Annotated in this window: 15 protein-coding genes; 4 read left to right on the forward strand and 11 right to left on the reverse strand. The window is 62.8% G+C overall.

The annotated features are described in order from the left end of the window. Nucleotides 1-24: 24 nt before the first annotated feature. The 7 genes from I7X09_RS05110 to I7X09_RS05140 form a co-directional block, all read right to left on the reverse strand. Nucleotides 25-1,011 carry a pirin family protein gene (locus tag I7X09_RS05110; protein WP_200315901.1) on the reverse strand — a complete coding sequence of 329 codons (987 nt, stop codon included), beginning with the start codon at nucleotides 1,009-1,011 and terminating at the stop codon, nucleotides 25-27. A gap of 19 nt (nucleotides 1,012-1,030) precedes the next feature. Next, nucleotides 1,031-1,504: a MarR family winged helix-turn-helix transcriptional regulator gene (locus tag I7X09_RS05115; protein WP_200317676.1), complete on the reverse strand. Its 474-nt coding sequence runs from the start codon at nucleotides 1,502-1,504 to the stop codon at nucleotides 1,031-1,033. Next, complete coding sequence (locus I7X09_RS05120) at nucleotides 1,491-2,585, reverse strand: LLM class flavin-dependent oxidoreductase (RefSeq protein ID WP_095970472.1); 1,095 nt, start codon at nucleotides 2,583-2,585, stop codon at nucleotides 1,491-1,493. Before I7X09_RS05120 ends, I7X09_RS05115 begins: the two co-directional genes overlap by 14 nt. A 146-nt stretch (nucleotides 2,586-2,731) precedes the next feature. Continuing rightward, nucleotides 2,732-4,264, reverse strand: coding sequence for a DHA2 family efflux MFS transporter permease subunit (locus I7X09_RS05125; RefSeq protein ID WP_200315903.1), 1,533 nt, complete (start codon nucleotides 4,262-4,264; stop codon nucleotides 2,732-2,734). After that, complete coding sequence (locus tag I7X09_RS05130; RefSeq protein WP_003941890.1) at nucleotides 4,261-4,731, reverse strand: MarR family winged helix-turn-helix transcriptional regulator; 471 nt, start codon at nucleotides 4,729-4,731, stop codon at nucleotides 4,261-4,263. Before I7X09_RS05130 ends, I7X09_RS05125 begins: the two co-directional genes overlap by 4 nt. Before the next feature lie 89 nt (nucleotides 4,732-4,820). Next, on the reverse strand, nucleotides 4,821-5,786 hold the full coding sequence (locus I7X09_RS05135; RefSeq protein WP_200315905.1) for an NADPH:quinone oxidoreductase family protein: 966 nt from the start codon (nucleotides 5,784-5,786) through the stop codon (nucleotides 4,821-4,823). 79 nt (nucleotides 5,787-5,865) lie between these two features. Next, the gene (locus I7X09_RS05140; protein WP_200315907.1) at nucleotides 5,866-6,522 is read right to left on the reverse strand and encodes a TetR/AcrR family transcriptional regulator C-terminal domain-containing protein; all 657 of its coding nucleotides are present in this window, start codon (nucleotides 6,520-6,522) and stop codon (nucleotides 5,866-5,868) included. A 65-nt stretch (nucleotides 6,523-6,587) separates the two neighbouring features. On the opposite strand from I7X09_RS05140, the gene I7X09_RS05145 reads away from it, so the two are divergent. Beyond that, nucleotides 6,588-7,577, forward strand: a complete 990-nt coding sequence (locus tag I7X09_RS05145) for an NAD(P)-dependent alcohol dehydrogenase (RefSeq protein ID WP_200315909.1) — start codon at nucleotides 6,588-6,590, stop codon at nucleotides 7,575-7,577. 44 nt (nucleotides 7,578-7,621) lie between these two features. After that, nucleotides 7,622-8,380 carry an acyl-[acyl-carrier-protein] thioesterase gene (locus I7X09_RS05150; RefSeq protein WP_007728423.1) on the forward strand — a complete coding sequence of 253 codons (759 nt, stop codon included), beginning with the start codon at nucleotides 7,622-7,624 and terminating at the stop codon, nucleotides 8,378-8,380. Here the strand turns inward: I7X09_RS05150 and I7X09_RS05155 are convergent. Further along, on the reverse strand, nucleotides 8,377-8,577 hold the full coding sequence (locus I7X09_RS05155) for a hypothetical protein (protein ID WP_003941897.1): 201 nt from the start codon (nucleotides 8,575-8,577) through the stop codon (nucleotides 8,377-8,379). The two genes, I7X09_RS05150 and I7X09_RS05155, sit on opposite strands and share 4 nt — an antisense overlap. Before the next feature lie 73 nt (nucleotides 8,578-8,650). Here I7X09_RS05155 and I7X09_RS05160 point away from each other — a divergent pair, with 73 nt between their 5' ends. Beyond that, nucleotides 8,651-9,148 carry a SixA phosphatase family protein gene (locus tag I7X09_RS05160; protein WP_095970326.1) on the forward strand — a complete coding sequence of 166 codons (498 nt, stop codon included), beginning with the start codon at nucleotides 8,651-8,653 and terminating at the stop codon, nucleotides 9,146-9,148. A 13-nt stretch (nucleotides 9,149-9,161) separates the two neighbouring features. Here the strand turns inward: I7X09_RS05160 and I7X09_RS05165 are convergent, their stop codons facing one another. Next, nucleotides 9,162-10,169, reverse strand: a complete 1,008-nt coding sequence (locus tag I7X09_RS05165; protein WP_200315911.1) for an LLM class flavin-dependent oxidoreductase — start codon at nucleotides 10,167-10,169, stop codon at nucleotides 9,162-9,164. Between the two features lie 88 nt (nucleotides 10,170-10,257). Between I7X09_RS05165 and I7X09_RS05170 the strand changes: the two genes are divergently transcribed. Further along, a complete protein-coding gene (locus tag I7X09_RS05170; protein ID WP_200315913.1) occupies nucleotides 10,258-10,644 on the forward strand; it encodes a glyoxalase superfamily protein in 387 nt (128 codons plus the stop codon). Nucleotides 10,645-10,716: 72 nt separating this feature from the next. Here the strand turns inward: I7X09_RS05170 and I7X09_RS05175 are convergent, their stop codons facing one another. Further along, the gene (locus I7X09_RS05175) at nucleotides 10,717-14,673 is read right to left on the reverse strand and encodes a DNA-directed RNA polymerase subunit beta' (protein ID WP_003941914.1); all 3,957 of its coding nucleotides are present in this window, start codon (nucleotides 14,671-14,673) and stop codon (nucleotides 10,717-10,719) included. A gap of 117 nt (nucleotides 14,674-14,790) precedes the next feature. Continuing rightward, nucleotides 14,791-18,297: a DNA-directed RNA polymerase subunit beta gene (rpoB, locus tag I7X09_RS05180; RefSeq protein WP_003942068.1), complete on the reverse strand. Its 3,507-nt coding sequence runs from the start codon at nucleotides 18,295-18,297 to the stop codon at nucleotides 14,791-14,793. Between the last annotated feature and the right edge of the window lie 270 nt (nucleotides 18,298-18,567).

The following is an 18,567-nucleotide window of genomic DNA, read 5'->3' on the forward strand; positions in this document are numbered from 1 at the left end:
GGCCGGTAGCAGCAAGGCCGACGACTAGCCCCGGGGCCGCAACGTACTGTTCGGCAACTCGGGCGCCGGGAGCGCCGGACCGTCGTATCCCGGCACGACGCCGAAACGCTGGTCCGGGACGCTGCCGTCGAATCCGGAGGCGAGCTCAGCCTGCCACTTGCGTCGATACTCGACGATCTCTTCATGTGTACGGCCCATGAAGTTCCACCACATGACGACCTGCTCGCCCAACGGTTTTCCGCCGAGAAGTAGCAGTCGAGCCGGTTCGGATCCCGGATTGCGCAAAGTCAGTTTTCCGAAACCCGGTGCTTGGTAACCCAACTCGGCCCAGCCGACGGTGGTACCACGCAGCACCACCGATCCTCGATCGACGATCACGCCGTGCTCATGTGAGCGATCGACATCGAGGGCGATCTCGGCCCCAGGATCGAGAATCACCTCGGCACCGAGTAATTCGGTGAAGGTAGACACCGGAGATGTGTCACCGGCGAGCGAACCGAGGAACACACTGAGCGTGGCGCCATCGGTGGTCACCGGATCTGGTCGATAGTGAACGAACGCGGGTGCGGTATCGCGCGCCGCATCCGGCAGTGCCACCCACAACTGCATCCCGTGCAGAACCTTGGTGTTCGGCGTCGACACCTCGGAGTGCGCGATCCCACTCCCGGCCGTCATCAAATTGAGTTCACCCGGCCGCACCATCGCATGGGAACCGATGCTGTCCCGGTGCTCGATCTCTCCGGTGAACAGCCAACTCACCGTTTGCAATCCGGTATGCGGATGCGGCGGCACATGCATGCCCGGTCCTGAGCCGACATCATCCGGACCGTAGTGATCGGCAAAACACCACGCTCCGATCAACGAACGCTCGCGTTGCGGGAGGGTGCGTCGCACTCGCATCGCCCGCGGGCCACCGAGCGGAACGTCGCGCGGGGTGAGAATCTGAATCTCGCTCTCGGCCGGATGGCCTTCGCATTCCTGCTCGACGGGTTGCGCTTCGAGGTTGCTCATACTTCCATCCTGCCTCTAGTCATGACTGCGCGAGACGCAGACGCGTGCACAATTCCGCTAGTTGCCGGAGTTCATCGGCGTCCAACGCTGGTCCGACGTGGCGCCGAATGCTCGCTGCATGGCGGCGGCCCACTGATTTCTGCAGCGCTGCACCCGCTTCGGTGAGTTGCACGACCGTGCCGCGGCGATCGCGCGGATCAACACTCCTCGATACCAGACCTTCGCCCTCCAGCCGCTCCACCAGGCGACTGAGCGACGGTTGGCTCAACAGAATCTCCCGATTCAGGTCATGCAGGCGCAGGCAGTTCCGCGGCGCGAGACTGAGAGTGAACAGCACGTCGTACTCGCGCATCCTCACCTGATCCCAGACGTCATCGGCAGCCAGCCGCCGCAGCACCGACACCTGGGCGCGAAACAGGGCTTCCCAGGCGTCGGTGGCGAGTTCGGTGGTACTGACCGGAACGTCAAGCGGTTGCTCGTCAGGCAGTGACACTGCTTGCCTCACGAGCTGCCTTCATCGACGCGTGAGTGGGCGGGTTGTCCGGCACATGTGCGGGCCGCCTGGCCGCGAACTCACGGCGCAGAACCGGAACAACTTCCTCACCGAGCAGATCGAGCTGCTCGAGCACGGTCTTCAGCGGCAGCCCGGCGTGATCCATCAGGAACAGCTGGCGCTGATAGTCACCGAAGAAATCGGCGAACGCCAACGTCTTCTCGATGACCTGCTCAGGGGAACCGACGGTCAGCGGCGTCTGCTCGGTGAACTCTTCGAGTGAGGGGCCGTGTCCGTACACCGGAGCATTGTCGAAATACGGACGGAATTCCTTGACCGCGTCCTGACTGTTCTTGCGCATGAAGACCTGACCACCGAGTCCGACGATCGCCTGATCCGCCGACCCGTGGCCGTAATGCTCGTAACGCCGGCGGTAGAGATTGATCAGCTCGATGTAGTGCTCTTTCGGCCAGAAGATGTTGTTGGCGAAGAATCCGTCGCCGTGATAAGCCGCGATCTCGGCGATCTCGGGGCTACGGATCGAACCGTGCCACACGAACGGCGCGATGCCGTCCAGCGGGCGCGGCGTGGACGTGAATCCCTGGAGCGGAGTGCGGTACTCCCCCTGCCAGTTCACGACCTCCTCGTCCCACAGCCGGCGCAGAAGTTGATAGTTCTCGAGCGCCAACGGGATGCCGGCGCGAATGTCCTTGCCGAACCACGGGTAGACCGGCGCGGTGTTCCCGCGTCCCATCATCAGATCGACGCGCCCCTCGGCGAGGTGTTGAAGCATCGCGTAGTCCTCGGCGATCTTCACCGGGTCGTTGGTGGTGATCAGCGTCGTGGACGTGGAAAGGGTGATCTTCTCGGTCTGGGCCGCGATGTATCCGAGCATCGTGGTCGGCGATGACGGCACGAACGGCTTGTTGTGATGCTCGCCGGTCGCGAAGACGTCGAGGCCGACTTCCTCGGCGTGCTTGGCGATGGTCGTCATGGCCTTGATGCGCTCGTGCTCTGTCGGCGTCGTCCCCGTCGTGGGATCAGTGGTGACGTCACCGACCGTGAAGATTCCGAACTGCATGGTTGCTCCTCCGCGAACTAGATCCATGCGTTTGCATGTAACTGATCAAACATTCAACCATCAAGCTCTATTCCACGGCAAAAAGGTGAGGGCGGCACACAAGATGTGTGCCGCCCTCACCGGACGAACGATCTATCGAAAAGCGGTCAGTGCATGACGATCGGCGTTGCCGCCTCGCCCTCGGCCACCGGCCTGGTGGTCTTGCTCCGCGGCAGGAAGAACGCCGGGATGAGGGTCAGGACGATCAGCACAGTGGCAACGAGGAAGGTGTTACCGAAGGCATCCGACGCCGCGCTGAGAATCGAATCTGCAGCGGACTCCTGCGGACTTCCCGGTTCGGTCGGAATGTGCGACGCCGCTCCGACCATCGTCGTATCGAGTCCACGATCGAGAAGCTGGTTGGTCAAGACCACCGACATCACGGCGGTACCGATCGAACCTGCGGTCTGCTGAACGATGTTCATCAGGGTGGAGCCGCGAGCGATCTGCTCGTTGGAAAGCGTCACGATAGCTGCGGTCATCAGCGGCATCATGGTGCAACCCATACCGAGGCCCATGACGAACAGCGCGCCCATCAACAGCCACGTCGGCGAGTCGGAAGCGACCTGCGTGAACACACCCAAACCGATGAGAATCAACGGCAAACCGGTCAGGACGATCTTGCCCGGGCCGATCTTGTCGACCAGTCGACCGGCGATGGGCATGGTCACCATGGCGCCCAGACCCTGCGGAGCCATGAGCAACCCGGCAGCGAGCGTGGTGTGACCGCCGACCTGAATGAAGTAGCTCGGGAACAGCAACCCGGCTCCCATGAACGCGACGATGAACAGCGACGTCGTGATGACGGCGGTGGTCAGCTGACGGTTCTTGAACAGGTGTAGGTCGATCAGCGGGTGATCCTTGTTGAGCGCGTGGAACACGAAGGCGATGATCAGCGCCAGACCGATACCGGCCGACACCAGAACCCGAGCCGACGCAACGGTTCCCACCTCGGGAATGGACGACACACCGAACAAGAACAGCGCGAGGCCGGGCGAAAGCAGGATCATGCCGAGGAAGTCGAAGGACTCCGAAGGCTTCGCCTTGTCCGACGGCAAGATGATGAATGCCGCTGCCAACGCGATGATGCCGATCGGCAGGTTGATGAGGAAGATCCAGTGCCAGCTCGCGGCCTCGATCAGCCAACCACCGAGGATCGGGCCACCGATGGGGCCGAGCAGCATCGGGATACCGAGAACTGCCATGACGCGACCGACGCGGTCCGGACCGGCAGCCCGGGTCATGATCGTCATACCGAGCGGCATCAACATGCCGCCGCCGAGGCCCTGAAGCACACGGAAGCCGATGAGCGAGGTGATGTCCCACGCCATCGCACAGGCGACCGAACCGAGCACGAACAGCACCAGGGCCGTCATGTACAGGCGCTTGGTACCGAAACGGTCGGCAGCCCAGCCGGTAACCGGAATGACCGTCGCCAAAGCGAGGGTGTACGCCGTCATCGTCCACGCGACGGTGGCGTACGAAGTTTCGAAGTCCTCGGCAAAAGTGGTGAGCGCGACGCTCACCACGGTTACGTCGAGAATCGACATGATGGCGCCGAGCACCACCACGGAAGCGATCTTGAGGACCGCCCCGTCAAGTTTGTCGGACGCCGGTGCCGGCGCGTTCGGCGATGTCATCGCGAAGTCTCCTGGTTAAGTGCTCGCAGATAGTCACCCGCGAGAATGGGCTTGAGAGCCTCGAACAAACGAATCCGCTCTGGCTCAGGAACACGCGACGCGAATTCACGAAGCTGGCCGCGCTTGCACTCGATGTGGTTGGTCGTCACCTTACGACCGGCCTCCGACAAGGAAACCCGCTTGACGCGTCGGTCCCGCTCGTCTTCACGGCGATCGACCAGGCCCATGTTCACGAGCTGATCGATGTTCCGCCCCGTCGCTGCCACCGAGAGCCGAAGCTCGTCGGCAACCTCGTTGATCGGGATCGCCGCATCACGTTGCGCAAGCACGAACAGCACACGCACCTGAGAGAACGAGAGATCCAGCTCGATCAACGCATCGATCGACTCCGAATCACCGGCGCTCATCAGGCGAGTGAACAACTCGTCGAGTGCTCCATACAGGTCATCAGAATCGGAAGCGATCACCTGGCAAATGGTAGTGCGGTTGCAACTATTGCCCAAATGAAAACATGTTGCAACTTATTATTTGGTGACCACCATCACGTTGCGAAGAATCATTCCTGCAGCAAGATGGCCTTTCCGAGAACTTTGCCGCTTTCGAGATCAGCCAGGGCAACTGCTGCATCGGCAAGGGGATACCGTGCCTTGACCAGGGGTCGCAAGCCGTTTCGGACGTGTTCTACCAGCGATGCGTGCACCTCGGCTACCGCTTCGGGATTGGTGCGTGTGAACTCACCCCACGCGGCTCCGACAATGCTGATGTTCCGGAACAGCACCCGGTTCACCTTGACCTCGGGGATGCCGCCACCGGCAAATCCGATCACCACAAGACGGCCCTCCGGCGCCAGAACACGCACCGCGTCGTCGAACGCGTCGCCGCCCACCGGATCCACGACGATCTGCGCGCCGACGCCGTCGGTCAGTTCCCGAATACGCTCGCCCCATCCCTGGGCAAGCGGGACCACCTCGTCGGCGCCGAGCTCACGAAGGAAGTCCTCGACGCCCTCGCGTCGTACCACCGCGATCACCCGGGCACCGTGTGCCTTGGCCAGCTGGATGGTTGCCGTTCCGACACCGCCCGCAGCGCCGAGTACAACGACCGTCTCCCCCGCGACGATCTTCGCGCGACGAGCGAGCGCGAACTCCATCGTCTGATAATTGATGATCAGCGACGCCGCCTCGTCGAAAGCGAGTCCGTCCGGAATTCGAAGCACCTGCGCCGGGTTGACGGCAATCCGCTCTGCATACCCACCCAGATACGCGGCCGCGAGAACACGATCACCCGGAGCGAAACCCGATCCCTCCGGCGCGGAGACCACGACGCCCGAGATCTCCGCTCCGGGAATGAACGGCGGTTCCGGGCGGATCTGGTACTTGCCGTAGGTGATCAGCAGATCCGGAAAGCAGACACCGCTGGCCTTCACATCGATGAGCACGAGACCTTCGGCGGCGGGCTCGGGGACCTCCTGCGCGACAATTCCTTCGGGACCGGACAGTTCCGTAACCACCATGGCGCGCACAGAAAGCTCCTCTTCGGGACATCTGAAGTCTGGACCGGTAACCCGGTTTTCTCGACTTTAACCCGGTACACACGTCAGATCATCGTTCACTCCCGATGTGCAGACGGTCGAGACCGTCGAGAATCAGATCCAGACCGAAAGCGAATTCGGCGGCATAGCTGTATCCGGGCGCCAGGACATGCTCGGTGGTCAACTCGGCCAGGTGCGGATACTGACCGCTCTCGAACGACCCCATGATCGCGTTCGCCAGTTCCGACGTTTCCTGCGCGGTTTCGAACGGCAGACTCACCTCTTGGAGCACAAAGCCGTAGATGTACGCATCCATGATCGAAAAGGCGTGCGCAGCAAGGGCAACCGGAAATTCTGCGGCGCGTAGTGTTCCGATGACGGCGTCGTGGTGGCGCAGGGTCGCGGGACCAGGCGTCGTTCGGGACTCCATCAACGGAGTTGCCCACGGGTGCCTCCCCAACACTTCCCGCGTCGATACCGCTCGCGCGTGGAGTTCCGTGCGCCACGGGTGTCCCGGCGTCGGCAGATCGATCTCCGCGAAGACCGCATCGACCATTCCGTCGAGCAGATCCCCCTTGTCGGAAACATGGTTGTACAGAGACATCGCCTCGACGCCCAGTTCGGTCCCCAGCTTGCGCATGGTCATCGAATCGATTCCGACGGAATCGGCAAGCGCGACAGCAGCGCGTACAACGTCGTCTCGGGTCAATCTTGCGCGCTTTTCCACGTTGACAGAACTTACACCGTAAGTGCAATACTTACGACGTAAGTATTCGACGAACGGAGACTCGCATGGCGAAGGAACTGATGACGGCCGTCGTACAGGATCGCTACGGCGAGGCCGACGTTCTCTACGTCGACCGCATTCCGCGGCCCGCTGTCGCCGACAACGAAGTGCTGATACGCGTCGAGGCCGCGTCCGTCGACCGCGGGGCATGGCATCTCATGGCCGGACTGCCATATCCGTTGCGCCTAGCTGGTTTCGGACTGCGCGCACCCAAAAATCGGGTCCGCGGGCTGGACGTGGCCGGCCGCGTCGAGGCCGTCGGCAGCTCGGTTACCCGCGTGGCAGTCGGCCAGGAGGTGTACGGGATCGCGGTCGGTTCGTTTGCGGAATACGCACGCGCACTCGAAACCAAGATTGCCGCAAAACCTGCCCGGTTGTCGTTCGCACAAGCAGCAGCGGTGCCGGTCTCCGCCCTCACAGCGCTGCAAGCCGTACGCGACCACGGCCGCGTGCAGGCGGGGCAATCCGTCCTCGTACTCGGCGCATCCGGTGGCGTCGGGATCTACGCGGTGCAGGTGGCACAAGCCATGGGCGCTCACGTCACCGGCGTATGCAGCACCTCGAAAACCGACGCCGTCCGCTCCCTCGGAGTCGACGAGGTTCTCGACTACCGCGTCGACGACGCCACCGACGGATCACATCGATACGACGTCATCATCGACACCGGTGGCAACCGCCGACTGCGAGACCTACGACGAGCGCTCACACGCACCGGAACGCTGGTGATCGTCGGCGGCGAGAACGGCGGACGGTGGCTCGGCGGAATCGATCGCCAGATCCGCGCACACTGCTTGTCTCCGTTCATATCTCAGAAAATGGGCACCCTCATCGCTTCGGAGAACGCCGAAGATCTGGAGGTCCTGACGCAGATGATCGACGCCGGAGACATCACCCCGGTGATCGACTCCGTTCATCCCCTTGCCGACACCGCCGTCGCTGTGGCACGAATGGTCGACGGTTCCGGCTGCGGAAAGCAGATAATCGCCACTCGCTGAAAAGCCTGACAGAATCGGCTCACTCCAGCGAACAGGAATCTCACGTGAACCCAGATCTCACGCTCGCGCAGCAGCCCGACAGAGGACCGATCTTCGTCAAGTCCCGCCCGGTCCGCACCGGCGACATCGACGTCGCCAAGCAGGTCAGGCTCGACGCCGTCGCCCGCTACCTGCAGGACATCGGCAACGACAACATCGAGGCCGCCGGCGCCATCGACACCCATCCGCTCTGGATCGTGCGTCGTACGGTCGTCGATGTCGTACGCCCGGCGATCTGGCCGGAAGAGTTGACGATGACTCGCTGGTGCTCCGGCTTCTCCACGAGATGGGCGAACATGCGCGTGCGCTTCGACGGCAGCAACGGCGCCCTGATGGAGACCGAAGGCTTCTGGATCAACATCAGCGCCGAGTCAGGCATGCCCACCCGGATGAGCGACGACTTCATGCGGCCGCTGGAAGAATCCACCGATGAGCATCGTCTGAAGTGGAAGCGTGTCCTCGCCGAGAACGCACCGGAGGCGGACGACGCCGGTGTTCTCGACACGCCGTTCGCTCTGCGCGCCACCGACATCGACCCGTTCGACCACGTCAACAACGCCGTCTACTGGCAGGCGGTCGAAGAGGTCCTCAGCGCTCGCACCGAACTGCGTACGGTTCCGCATCGAGCACTGATCGAGTACCTCTCCCCCATCGTCTCCAGCGACGACGTCGTCCTGCGCAGCCGCGTCGACGACAAGACCGTCACGGTGTGGTTCCTGGTCGGCGAAGCGCTCCGCGCCGTTGCGCAGGTGAGCGCCCTCTAACGCAGTTTCTGGGTCGCGACAGCCGCGACACCGAACACCAACGCGAGAAGAATCGCGGCCCAGAAACCGAAGAGCCACCACACCACGCCGAACACGACCACTGCCGGGGCAACGGTGATGAAAGCGATGGTGGGGCTTTCGCGTACAACCTCGAGTGCAGTTCGGGCATTAGTTCGATCGAGCTTCTTACCGGCCATCGAAAACCTCCTTCAAGGTCCTGACCATCCAGAGTAACCGGACTGACGGGCATAAAGCGGATACCGTGAACGCATGGCCGACCACCGCACCCTCGTCCTCATGCGACACGGCAAGTCCAGCTACCCCGAGGGCATCCGTGATCACGAGCGTCCGCTCGCCGAACGGGGCCTGCGCGAGGCCCGCCTCGGCGGCGAATGGATCCGCGAAAACGTCCCGCCCGTCGACGCCGTCCTGTGCTCCACCTCCCGGCGGACCGTCGAAACTCTTGCCTCGACGGGAATCGAAGCTCCCGCCGGATTCGAGAAGTCCATCTACGGCGGCTCACCCGCAGACGTCATTGCAGCTGCGCGAACCACGTCCGACCACGTCAAGACGCTCCTGATCGTCGGACACGAACCCGGAATTCCCTGGACTGCACTCGATCTCGCATCGAACGAAAACTCCGAAGCGGCCCAACGTATCCGCGACAAGTTCCCGACTTCGGCGATCGCCGTCCTCTCCGTACCGGTGCCGTGGACCGACCTCGACGACTCCGTCGCGACGCTGCTCGAGTTTCACGTGCCTCGTTAGATCAACCACACTGCTAGAGCACCTCACGTAGCAGGCGGTCCGAAAGTGCAAGCGCGTCACGGTCGTACGTCGACGCCGACGCCAACACTTCGTCGGCACCGGTCCGCTCGGCCAGATCGTGAAGTTGCTGCTTCACCTCGACGGGCGTCCCGTGCAGCGCCGACGCCATGAACGACTCGATCCGCCTGGTGTTTCGGTCACTGCGCGGGGCGTGCCTGATCTCGTCCGGTGACACCAGCGGCGGAAACTCCCCTGTCCGTGACGATTCTGCGCGTGCGTATGCCTCCGGGATCAGCAACTCACGCGCCGCGTCGGTAGTATCGGCAACCGCCACCTCGAGAGAGACCACCACATAGGGTTCGGGATGAGCGTCGGTGGCCCGGAAAGCCCGGCGGTACTCGTCCAGTGCATCCACCCGGCCGGTACCCCCGATTCCGAGTATCGGCCCACCCACGACCACCGGAAGCCCCAGTTGCGCTGCCACTTCCAGGCCCGTGCGCGTCGCGAGCACGAAGATCGGCACCCCGGTCTCCGACGCCGGCCGTGCCGTCACAGCCGCAGATCCGTCAAGGTAGCGCCTCACCTCTTCCAGATCCGACGCAAACGTGTCCGGAGCGTCCTTGCTGCGTCGTAATGCCTGACGAACAGGCTCCGTGAATCCCAGCGATCGACCGAGGCCGAGATCGATTCGCCCCGGGTACAGAGCCTCCAGCATCAAGAACTGCTCGGCGACGATCAGTGGTTGGTGATTCGGCAGCATGACCCCACCGCTCCCGAGTCTGATCCCGCGCGTCTGCGCGCCGATCGCGGCGAGCAGTACTGCCGGCGACCCGCTCCCGATCCCGGGCACTGCGTGATGCTCGGCCACCCAGAACCTGTGGTAGCCGAGCGCGTCGGCGTGCGCGGCGCGTTCGACGGAATGCGTCAGAGCTGCGGAGTCGGGGTATCCGCTCCTGGTTCGGGATCGGTCGAGCAGTGAGAGAAGCACTCTCGGAGCAACAAGGAATTCGGAAACTTTCATCCGGGCGTCCAACGAGGACCGTTTCTGACCGCAATACCCGCAACACTGGACCTGTCGCCGGAATTCACCATCACATGAAGGGCACGTCATGGACATCAAGCTCGAACTGGTCGCCATTCCCGTCACCGACATCGACCGCGCCAAGGACTTCTACGTCCGCCTCGGCTTCAATGCCGACCACGATCACACGGTCAGCGAGGACCTGCGATTCGTCCAGCTGACACCACCCGGCTCCGCCTGCTCGATCTGCATCGGCAAGGGAATCACCGACGCCGAGCCCGGTTCCGTCGTCGGCATGCAGGTAGTGGTCAAAGACATCGAAGAGGCCGAGCGCGAGTTCAAGAGCCGCGGCATCGACATCAGCCCGATCGACGACCAGGCCTGGGGACGGTTCATCTACTTCGCCGACCCCGACGGCAACAAGTGGGCTGTCCAGGAGATCGTCATCCCGGACCTCAGCGGCAATAACTCTTGAACACGAACCACTCCTGCCATGAAAAATCCCCCCACCTCTTTCGAGGTGGGGGGATCTTCTACGAACTAACCGCTAGCGGTAGTCGTTGCTGAAGCCGTAGTCGTCCAGCGGAACTGCAGCACCGGTGTTCTGGCCGAAGCCGTCCGGGCTGTAGTACTGGTCGTCGTACGACGGCACTGCGTAAGCAGCGGCGCGTGCCTCTTCGGTGGGCTGAACCTGGATGTTGCGGTAACGGTTGATACCGGTACCGGCAGGGATCAGCTTGCCGATGATGACATTTTCCTTCAGACCGATCAGCTTGTCCGAGCGGCAGTTGATAGCCGCGTCGGTCAAGACACGAGTGGTCTCCTGGAACGATGCCGCGGACAGCCACGAATCCGTCGCGAGCGACGCCTTCGTGATACCCATGAGCACCGGACGGCCGGCTGCGGGCTCGCCACCCTCGGCGACAACGCGGCGGTTTGCCGACTCGAACTCGGCGCGCTCGGTGAGCGAACCGGGCAGGAACTCGGTGGCACCGGAATCGATGATCGTCACGCGACGAAGCATCTGGCGCACGATGACCTCGATGTGCTTGTCGTGGATCGACACACCCTGGCTCCGGTACACCTCCTGGACCTCGTTGACCAAGTGGATCTGAACCTGACGCGGACCCATGACTCGCAGGACCTCGTGGGGATCGGCAGCACCTTCCATGAGCTGCTGTCCGACCTCGACGTGGTCACCGTCAGCCAAGAGGCTTTCGCGACCGTCGGCGTGCTTGAAGACGCGCAGACGCTGACGCTTGCTGAGCTTGTCGTAGACAACCTCTTCGCCGCCGTCGTCCGGAACGATGGTGATCTTGTAGAAACGATCGCCGTCTTCGAGCTGTACCCGACCGGTGACATCCGCGATAGGAGCCTTGCCCTTGGGCACACGTGCCTCGAACAGCTCCTGGACACGCGGCAGACCGCCGGTGATGTCATCTCCTGCGACACCACCCTGGTGGAAGGTACGCATGGTCAGCTGGGTACCGGGCTCACCGATCGACTGAGCGGCGACGATACCGACAGCCTCACCGATGTCGACCAGCTTGCCGGTGGCCATCGAGCGGCCGTAGCAAGTGGCGCAAACGCCGGTGCCGGTGGTGCAGGTCAGGACAGAGCGGACCTTGACCGTCGTGATGCCGGCTTCGAGCAGAGCATCGATCGCGGGGTCACCGAGATCGTGGCCACGCTCGACGATGACGGTGCCGTTCGCGTCGACTGCATCGGCCGCCAAGGTACGGGCGTACGTGCTGGTCTCCACGTGAGCATCGCGGATCATCGTGCCGTCGGCCTGCTTCTCGGCGATCGTGGTGACGATGCCGCGCTCTGTTCCACAGTCGACCTCGCGGACGATGACGTCCTGCGAAACGTCCACCAGACGACGGGTCAGGTAACCCGAGTCGGCGGTGCGGAGTGCGGTATCGGCCAGACCCTTACGAGCACCGTGCGTGTTGATGAAGTACTCGAGAACGGTCAGGCCTTCCTTGAAGGAAGACTTGATCGGACGCGGGATGAACTCACCCTTCGGGTTTGTCACCAGACCCTTCATACCGGCGAGCGAGCGAACCTGAGTCATGTTGCCGGCTGCGCCGGACTTCACGATCATCGGGATCGGGTTGCTGTCGGGGAAGTGAGCCTCCATGGCTTTGCCGACCTTGTCGGTCGCTTCCTGCCAAATGGTGACCAGAGCGCTGTTGCGCTCCTTCTTGTCCAGAGCACCACGCTGGTACTGCTTCTCGATCTTGTCGGCCTGAGCCTCGAAGTCCTCGATGATGGCAGGCTTCTCCGGCGGCACGAGCACGTCGGAAATCGAGACCGTGACACCCGAACGGGTGGCCCAGTAGAACCCGACGTCCTTGAGCTTGTCGACGGTCTGAGCAACCACGATCATCGGGTACCGCTCGGCGAGATCGTTGATGATCGTCGCCTGGCGCTTCTTCGGCATCTGCTCGTTGACGAACGGGTAGTCCGCCGGAAGCAGCTCGTTGAAGAGCACACGGCCGAGTGTCGTGGTGGCGGTCCAGCCGTCACCGTAGTTCCAGCCCTCGGGGAACAGTTCGTTCTCGAGGTCGCGCGGCGGACGCTGCTGCGTCAGACGCACCTTGATCTGAGCCTGAACCGAGAGCGCGCCGCGGTCGACTGCCATCTGAGCCTCGGCGGGCGAGGAGTACACGCCCTGCTCTGCCTCGTCGTTGGTCGGAGCAACGAGCTCACCGGTGACACCCTCGTCGAGACGGGTCAGGTGGAACAGACCCGTGACCATGTCCAGACGCGGCATGGCGAGCGGGCGACCCGAAGCAGGCGAGAGGATGTTGTTCGAGGACAGCATCAAGATGCGTGCCTCGGCCTGAGCCTCTGCCGACAGCGGGAGGTGAACAGCCATCTGGTCACCGTCGAAGTCGGCGTTGAAGGCCTCACACACCAGCGGGTGGAGCTGAATGGCCTTGCCCTCGACGAGCTGCGGCTCGAATGCCTGGATACCCAGACGGTGCAGCGTAGGTGCACGGTTGAGCAGCACGGGGTGCTCGGCGATGACCTCTTCGAGGACGTCCCACACCTGGACGCGCTTGCGCTCGACCATGCGCTTTGCAGACTTGATGTTCTGCGCGTGGTTGAGATCGACCAGACGCTTCATCACGAACGGCTTGAACAGCTCGAGAGCCATCAGCTTGGGCAGGCCACACTGGTGCAGCTTGAGCTGAGGACCGACGACGATCACGGAACGACCCGAGTAGTCGACGCGCTTACCGAGCAGGTTCTGACGGAAACGACCCTGCTTGCCCTTGAGCAGATCGCTCAGGGACTTCAGCGGGCGGTTACCCGGTCCGGTGACCGGACGTCCACGACGGCCGTTGTCGAACAGGGCGTCGACGGACTCCTGCAGCATCCGCTTCTCGTTGTTGACGATGATCTCGGGAGCACCGAGGTCGATCAGTCGCTTGAGGCGGTTGTTGCGGTTGATGACGCGGCGGTACAGGTCGTTGAGGTCGGACGTCGCGAAACGTCCACCGTCGAGCTGAACCATCGGGCGAAGCTCCGGCGGAATCACCGGAACAGCGTTGAGGACCATGCCCATCGGCGAGTTGCCGTTGGTCTGGAAAGCCGCAACCACCTTGAGGCGCTTGAGTGCGCGCAGCTTCTTCTGGCCCTTGCCGCTGCGGATGGTCTCGCGGAGAGACTCTGCCTCGGCGTCGAGGTCGAAGTTCTGCATCAGGATCTGGATGGACTCTGCGCCCATCGCACCCGTGAAGTACTCGCCGTAACGGTCGACCAGCTCGCGGTACAGGAGCTCGTCGATGATGAGCTGCTTGACGCTCAGCTTGGTGAAGGTGGTCCAGATCTCGTCGAGACGATCCAGCTCACGCTGCGCGCGGTCACGGAGCTGACGCATTTCGCGCTCGCCGCCGTCCTTGACCTTGCGGCGGACATCGGACTTCGCGCCCTCTGCCTCCAGCTCGGCAATGTCGGCTTCGAGCTTCTGCGCACGTGCCTCGAGATCGGCGTCACGCTGATCTGCGACGGTCTTCTTCTCGACCTGCATCTCGGCCTCGAGGGTGGACAGCTCGTTGTGACGGAGCTCCTCGTCGACGCCGACGATGACGTAGGCAGCGAAGTAGATGATCTTTTCGAGATCCTTCGGAGCCAGGTCGAGCAGGTAACCGAGACGGCTCGGAACACCCTTGAAGTACCAGATGTGCGTGACCGGTGCGGCCAGTTCGATGTGACCCATGCGCTCACGACGAACCTTGGCGCGAGTGACCTCGACGCCACAGCGCTCACAGATGATGCCCTTGAAGCGGACACGCTTGTACTTACCGCAGTAGCACTCCCAGTCCCGGGTGGGGCCGAAGATCTTTTCGCAGAAGAGGCCGTCCTTCTCGGGCTTGAGCGTGCGGTAGTTGATGGTCTCCGGCTTCTTGACCTCGCCGTAGGACCAATTGCGGATGTCCTCTGCACTGGCCAAGCCAATGCGGAGTTCATCGAAGAAGTTGACGTCGAGCACGTAACTTCCTTTCCCCGTTGGGGTTACGGTTGCCGGTCACCCGGCAACCTGACTGCCAATTCAAATGTGAACTACGCCCCCGGGCCGCTCTTTCAAGAGCAACCCGGGGACCGAAACCTAGTTCGCGAGGTCGTCGACCGTCGCAGCTTCGTTCCTGGACAGGTTGATGCCCAGGTTCGCTGCGGCCCGCTCCAAGTCCTCGTCGTCGCCGTCCGCCATCGTGATGGCCGCGCCGTCCGAGGACAGCACCTCCACGTTGAGGCAGAGCGACTGGAGCTCCTTGAGGAGCACCTTGAACGACTCGGGGATGCCGGGTTCGGGGATGTTCTCGCCCTTGACGATGGCTTCGTACACCTTGACTCGACCGACCACGTCGTCAGACTTGATGGTCAGCAGTTCCTGCAGCGTGTAAGCCGCGCCGTAGGCCTGCATCGCCCAGCACTCCATCTCACCGAAGCGCTGGCCACCGAACTGGGCCTTACCACCGAGAGGCTGCTGCGTGATCATCGAGTACGGACCGGTCGAACGAGCGTGGATCTTGTCGTCGACCAAGTGGTGCAGCTTGATGATGTACATGTAACCGACCGAGACCGGGTACGGGAACGGCTCGCCGGAACGGCCGTCGAACAAAGTGGCCTTTCCGTCGGGTCCGACCATCTGCTCGCCGTCACGGTTCGGCAGCGTCGCGCCGAGGAGACCGGTGAGCTCGTCTTCCTTCGCACCGTCGAACACCGGGGTGGCGATGTTCGAGTCGGCCGGAGCGGACAGCATCTCTTCCGGCAGGGTCGCAGCCCAGTCGGGACGAGAGCCGTCGGACGCGATCTGAACGTTCCAGCCGGTCTTGCCGATCCACCCGAGGTGGGTCTCCAAGACCTGACCGATGTTCATACGACGCGGGACGCCGTGCGTGTTCAAGATGATGTCGACAGGCGTGCCGTCCGAGAGGAACGGCATGTCTTCCTGCGGCAGGATCTTGCCGATGACGCCCTTGTTGCCGTGGCGGCCGGCGAGCTTGTCGCCGTCCTGGATCTTGCGCTTCTGTGCCACGTAGACGCGGACCAACTCGTTGACACCGGGAGGCAGATCGTCGTCTTCGTCACGCGAGAACACGCGGATTCCGATGACCTTGCCGGTCTCACCGTGAGGAACCTTGAGGGACGTGTCACGAACCTCGCGAGCCTTCTCACCGAAGATGGCGCGAAGGAGGCGCTCTTCGGGGGTCAGCTCGGTCTCGCCCTTCGGCGTGACCTTTCCGACCAGCACGTCGCCGTCACGAACCTCGGCACCGATACGGATGATGCCGCGCTCGTCGAGGTCGGCGAGGACCTCGTCGGAGACGTTCGGGATGTCGCGAGTGATTTCCTCGGCACCGAGCTTGGTGTCGCGGGCATCGATCTCGTGCTCCTCGATGTGAATCGAGGTCAGGACGTCCTCTTCCACGAGACGCTGCGACAGAATGATCGCGTCCTCGTAGTTGTGGCCTTCCCACGGCATGATCGCGACGAGCAAGTTCTTGCCCAGCGCCATCTCACCGTTCTCGGTGCAAGGGCCGTCGGCCAGAACCTGGCCGGCCTCGACACGCTGTCCCTCGTCCACGATCGGACGCTGGTTGGCGCAGGTGCCCTGGTTGGAACGCGCGAACTTGCGCATCCGGTACGTCTTGCGGCTTCCGTCGTCAGCCATCACCGTGACGTAGTCCGCGGAGATCTCCTCCACGACACCGGTCTTCTCGGTGATGATGACGTCGCCGGCATCCACAGCTGCACGCAGCTCCATGCCGGTTCCGACGAGAGGCGCCTCGCTGCGAACCAGCGGGACAGCCTGACGCTGCATGTTCGCGCCCATCAGGGCACGGTTTGCATCGTCGTGCTCGAGGAACGGAATCATCGCGGTAGCGACGGACACCATCTGACGCGGCGAAACGTCCATGTAGTCGATGTCGGAGGACGCGACGAACTCGACCTCGCCACCCTTACGGCGGACGAGAATCTTCGAGTCGGTGAAGCGACCCTCGCGGTCGATGGCCGAGTTGGCCTGCGCGACCACGTGGCGGTCTTCTTCGTCAGCGGTCAGGTAGTCGACCTCGTCGGTGACCTGTCCGTCGACGACGCGGCGGTACGGGGTCTCGATGAAACCGAACGGGTTGACGCGTGCGTAGACCGACAGCGAACCGATCAGGCCGATGTTCGGGCCTTCCGGGGTCTCGATCGGGCACATGCGGCCGTAGTGCGACGGGTGAACGTCGCGAACCTCGAGGCCGGCGCGCTCACGGGACAGACCACCCGGGCCGAGGGCGGACAGACGACGCTTGTGCGTCAGCCCCGACAGCGGGTTGTTCTGGTCCATGAACTGCGACAGCTGGGAGGTTCCGAAGAACTCCCTGATCGCAGCGACGACGGGACGGATGTTGATCAGCGTCTGAGGCGTGATTGCCTCGACGTCCTGCGTGGTCATGCGCTCACGAACCACACGCTCCATGCGGGACAAGCCCACGCGGATCTGGTTCTGGATGAGCTCGCCGACCGTACGCAGACGACGGTTGCCGAAGTGGTCGATGTCGTCGACCTCGACGGGAACCTCGACGCCGCCCGGAGCCGTCATCGAGGTGTCACCTGCGTGCAGACGCACGAGGTACTCGACAGTGGCGACGATGTCTTCTTCGGTGAGAGTGGATGCAACGATCGGCTGACCCGCGTTCAGGCCGAGCTTCTTGTTGATCTTGTAACGACCCACGCGAGCGAGGTCGTAGCGCTTGTCCTTGAAGAACAGGTTCTCCAGCAGGGTCTGCGCGCTCTCCTTGGTGGGGGGCTCGCCCGGACGCAGCTTGCGGTAGATGTCGAGCAACGCCTCATCGGTGCCGGCGGTGTTGTCCTTCTCCAGCGTGGCCATGAGGATCTCGGAGAAGCCGAAGCGCTCCGTGATCTGCTCGGTGGTCCAGCCGAGTGCCTTGAGCAGGACGGTGACAGGCTGACGACGCTTGCGGTCAATACGGACACCAACGGTGTCGCGCTTGTCGACGTCGAACTCGAGCCATGCGCCGCGACCCGGGATCACCTTGACGCTGTGCAGATCCTTCTCGGTGCTCTTGTCGACGCTCATGTCGAAGTACACACCGGGGGAACGCACGAGCTGCGAGACGACCACGCGCTCGGTGCCGTTGATGATGAAGGTGCCCTTGTCGGTCATCATCGGGAAATCTCCCATGAAGACCGTCTGGCTCTTGATCTCACCAGTGTTGTTGTTGATGAACTCCGCGGTGACGAACAAAGGCGCCGCGTAGGTCATGTCCTTGTCTTTGCACTCGTCCGTCGAGGCCTTGACCTCGTCGAATCGAGGGTCGGAGAAGGACAGCGACATAGTGCCGTTGAAATCCTCGATCGGAGAAAGCTCCGCGAGGATGTCCTCGAGACCACCGGACACTGCATTGTCGCCGAGTGCCGCTGCTCGTTCGCGCCAACTCTGCGCGCCGATCAGCCACTCGAACGAATCTGTCTGTACGTCAAGAAGCCCGGGAACTTCGAGGGGTTCGCGAACTTTCGCGAACGAAACCCTCTTCGGGGCTCCGGGGATTCCGGAAACTGCCTTGGTCTGGCTAGAGACTGCCAAGATGCGTCCTTCCAGCACCTCACGCGGGCCGCTCCGTGCTGTTGCGACCGCCGCTGTATCTGCTTCGAATTTCGCTGGTTACAACCCGAACGAAACCCGTCGCAGAAAGCAAGAAGTACTTGACTTCGCAGCGGTTGAGACGAGGGGTGGACAGGAGGCAGCCAGCGCAACGTCCAAAAGTACACCCTTACTCTGGAAATGTCGAGTCGGGTGTAACTGAGGGTCGAATTCAGAAACTGACGTGAGACTGCCGATCACTCGTCCGTGCATGTTCACCGATCAGAGTGG

This window comes from Rhodococcus sp. P-2 (assembly GCF_016598535.1).
GTDB lineage: Bacteria > Actinomycetota > Actinomycetes > Mycobacteriales > Mycobacteriaceae > Rhodococcus_F > Rhodococcus_F baikonurensis.

Coding starts and splice junctions, on each gene's coding strand:
- I7X09_RS05125 (WP_200315903.1), bottom strand. CDS start 4,264: ATGACATCGCCGAACGCGCCGGCACCGGCGTCCGACAAACTTGACGGG.
- I7X09_RS05145 (WP_200315909.1), top strand. CDS start 6,588: ATGGCGAAGGAACTGATGACGGCCGTCGTACAGGATCGCTACGGCGAG.
- I7X09_RS05155 (WP_003941897.1), bottom strand. CDS start 8,577: ATGGCCGGTAAGAAGCTCGATCGAACTAATGCCCGAACTGCACTCGAG.
- I7X09_RS05120 (WP_095970472.1), bottom strand. CDS start 2,585: ATGCAGTTCGGAATCTTCACGGTCGGTGACGTCACCACTGATCCCACG.
- I7X09_RS05110 (WP_200315901.1), bottom strand. CDS start 1,011: ATGAGCAACCTCGAAGCGCAACCCGTCGAGCAGGAATGCGAAGGCCAT.
- I7X09_RS05160 (WP_095970326.1), top strand. CDS start 8,651: ATGGCCGACCACCGCACCCTCGTCCTCATGCGACACGGCAAGTCCAGC.
- I7X09_RS05170 (WP_200315913.1), top strand. CDS start 10,258: ATGGACATCAAGCTCGAACTGGTCGCCATTCCCGTCACCGACATCGAC.
- I7X09_RS05165 (WP_200315911.1), bottom strand. CDS start 10,169: ATGAAAGTTTCCGAATTCCTTGTTGCTCCGAGAGTGCTTCTCTCACTG.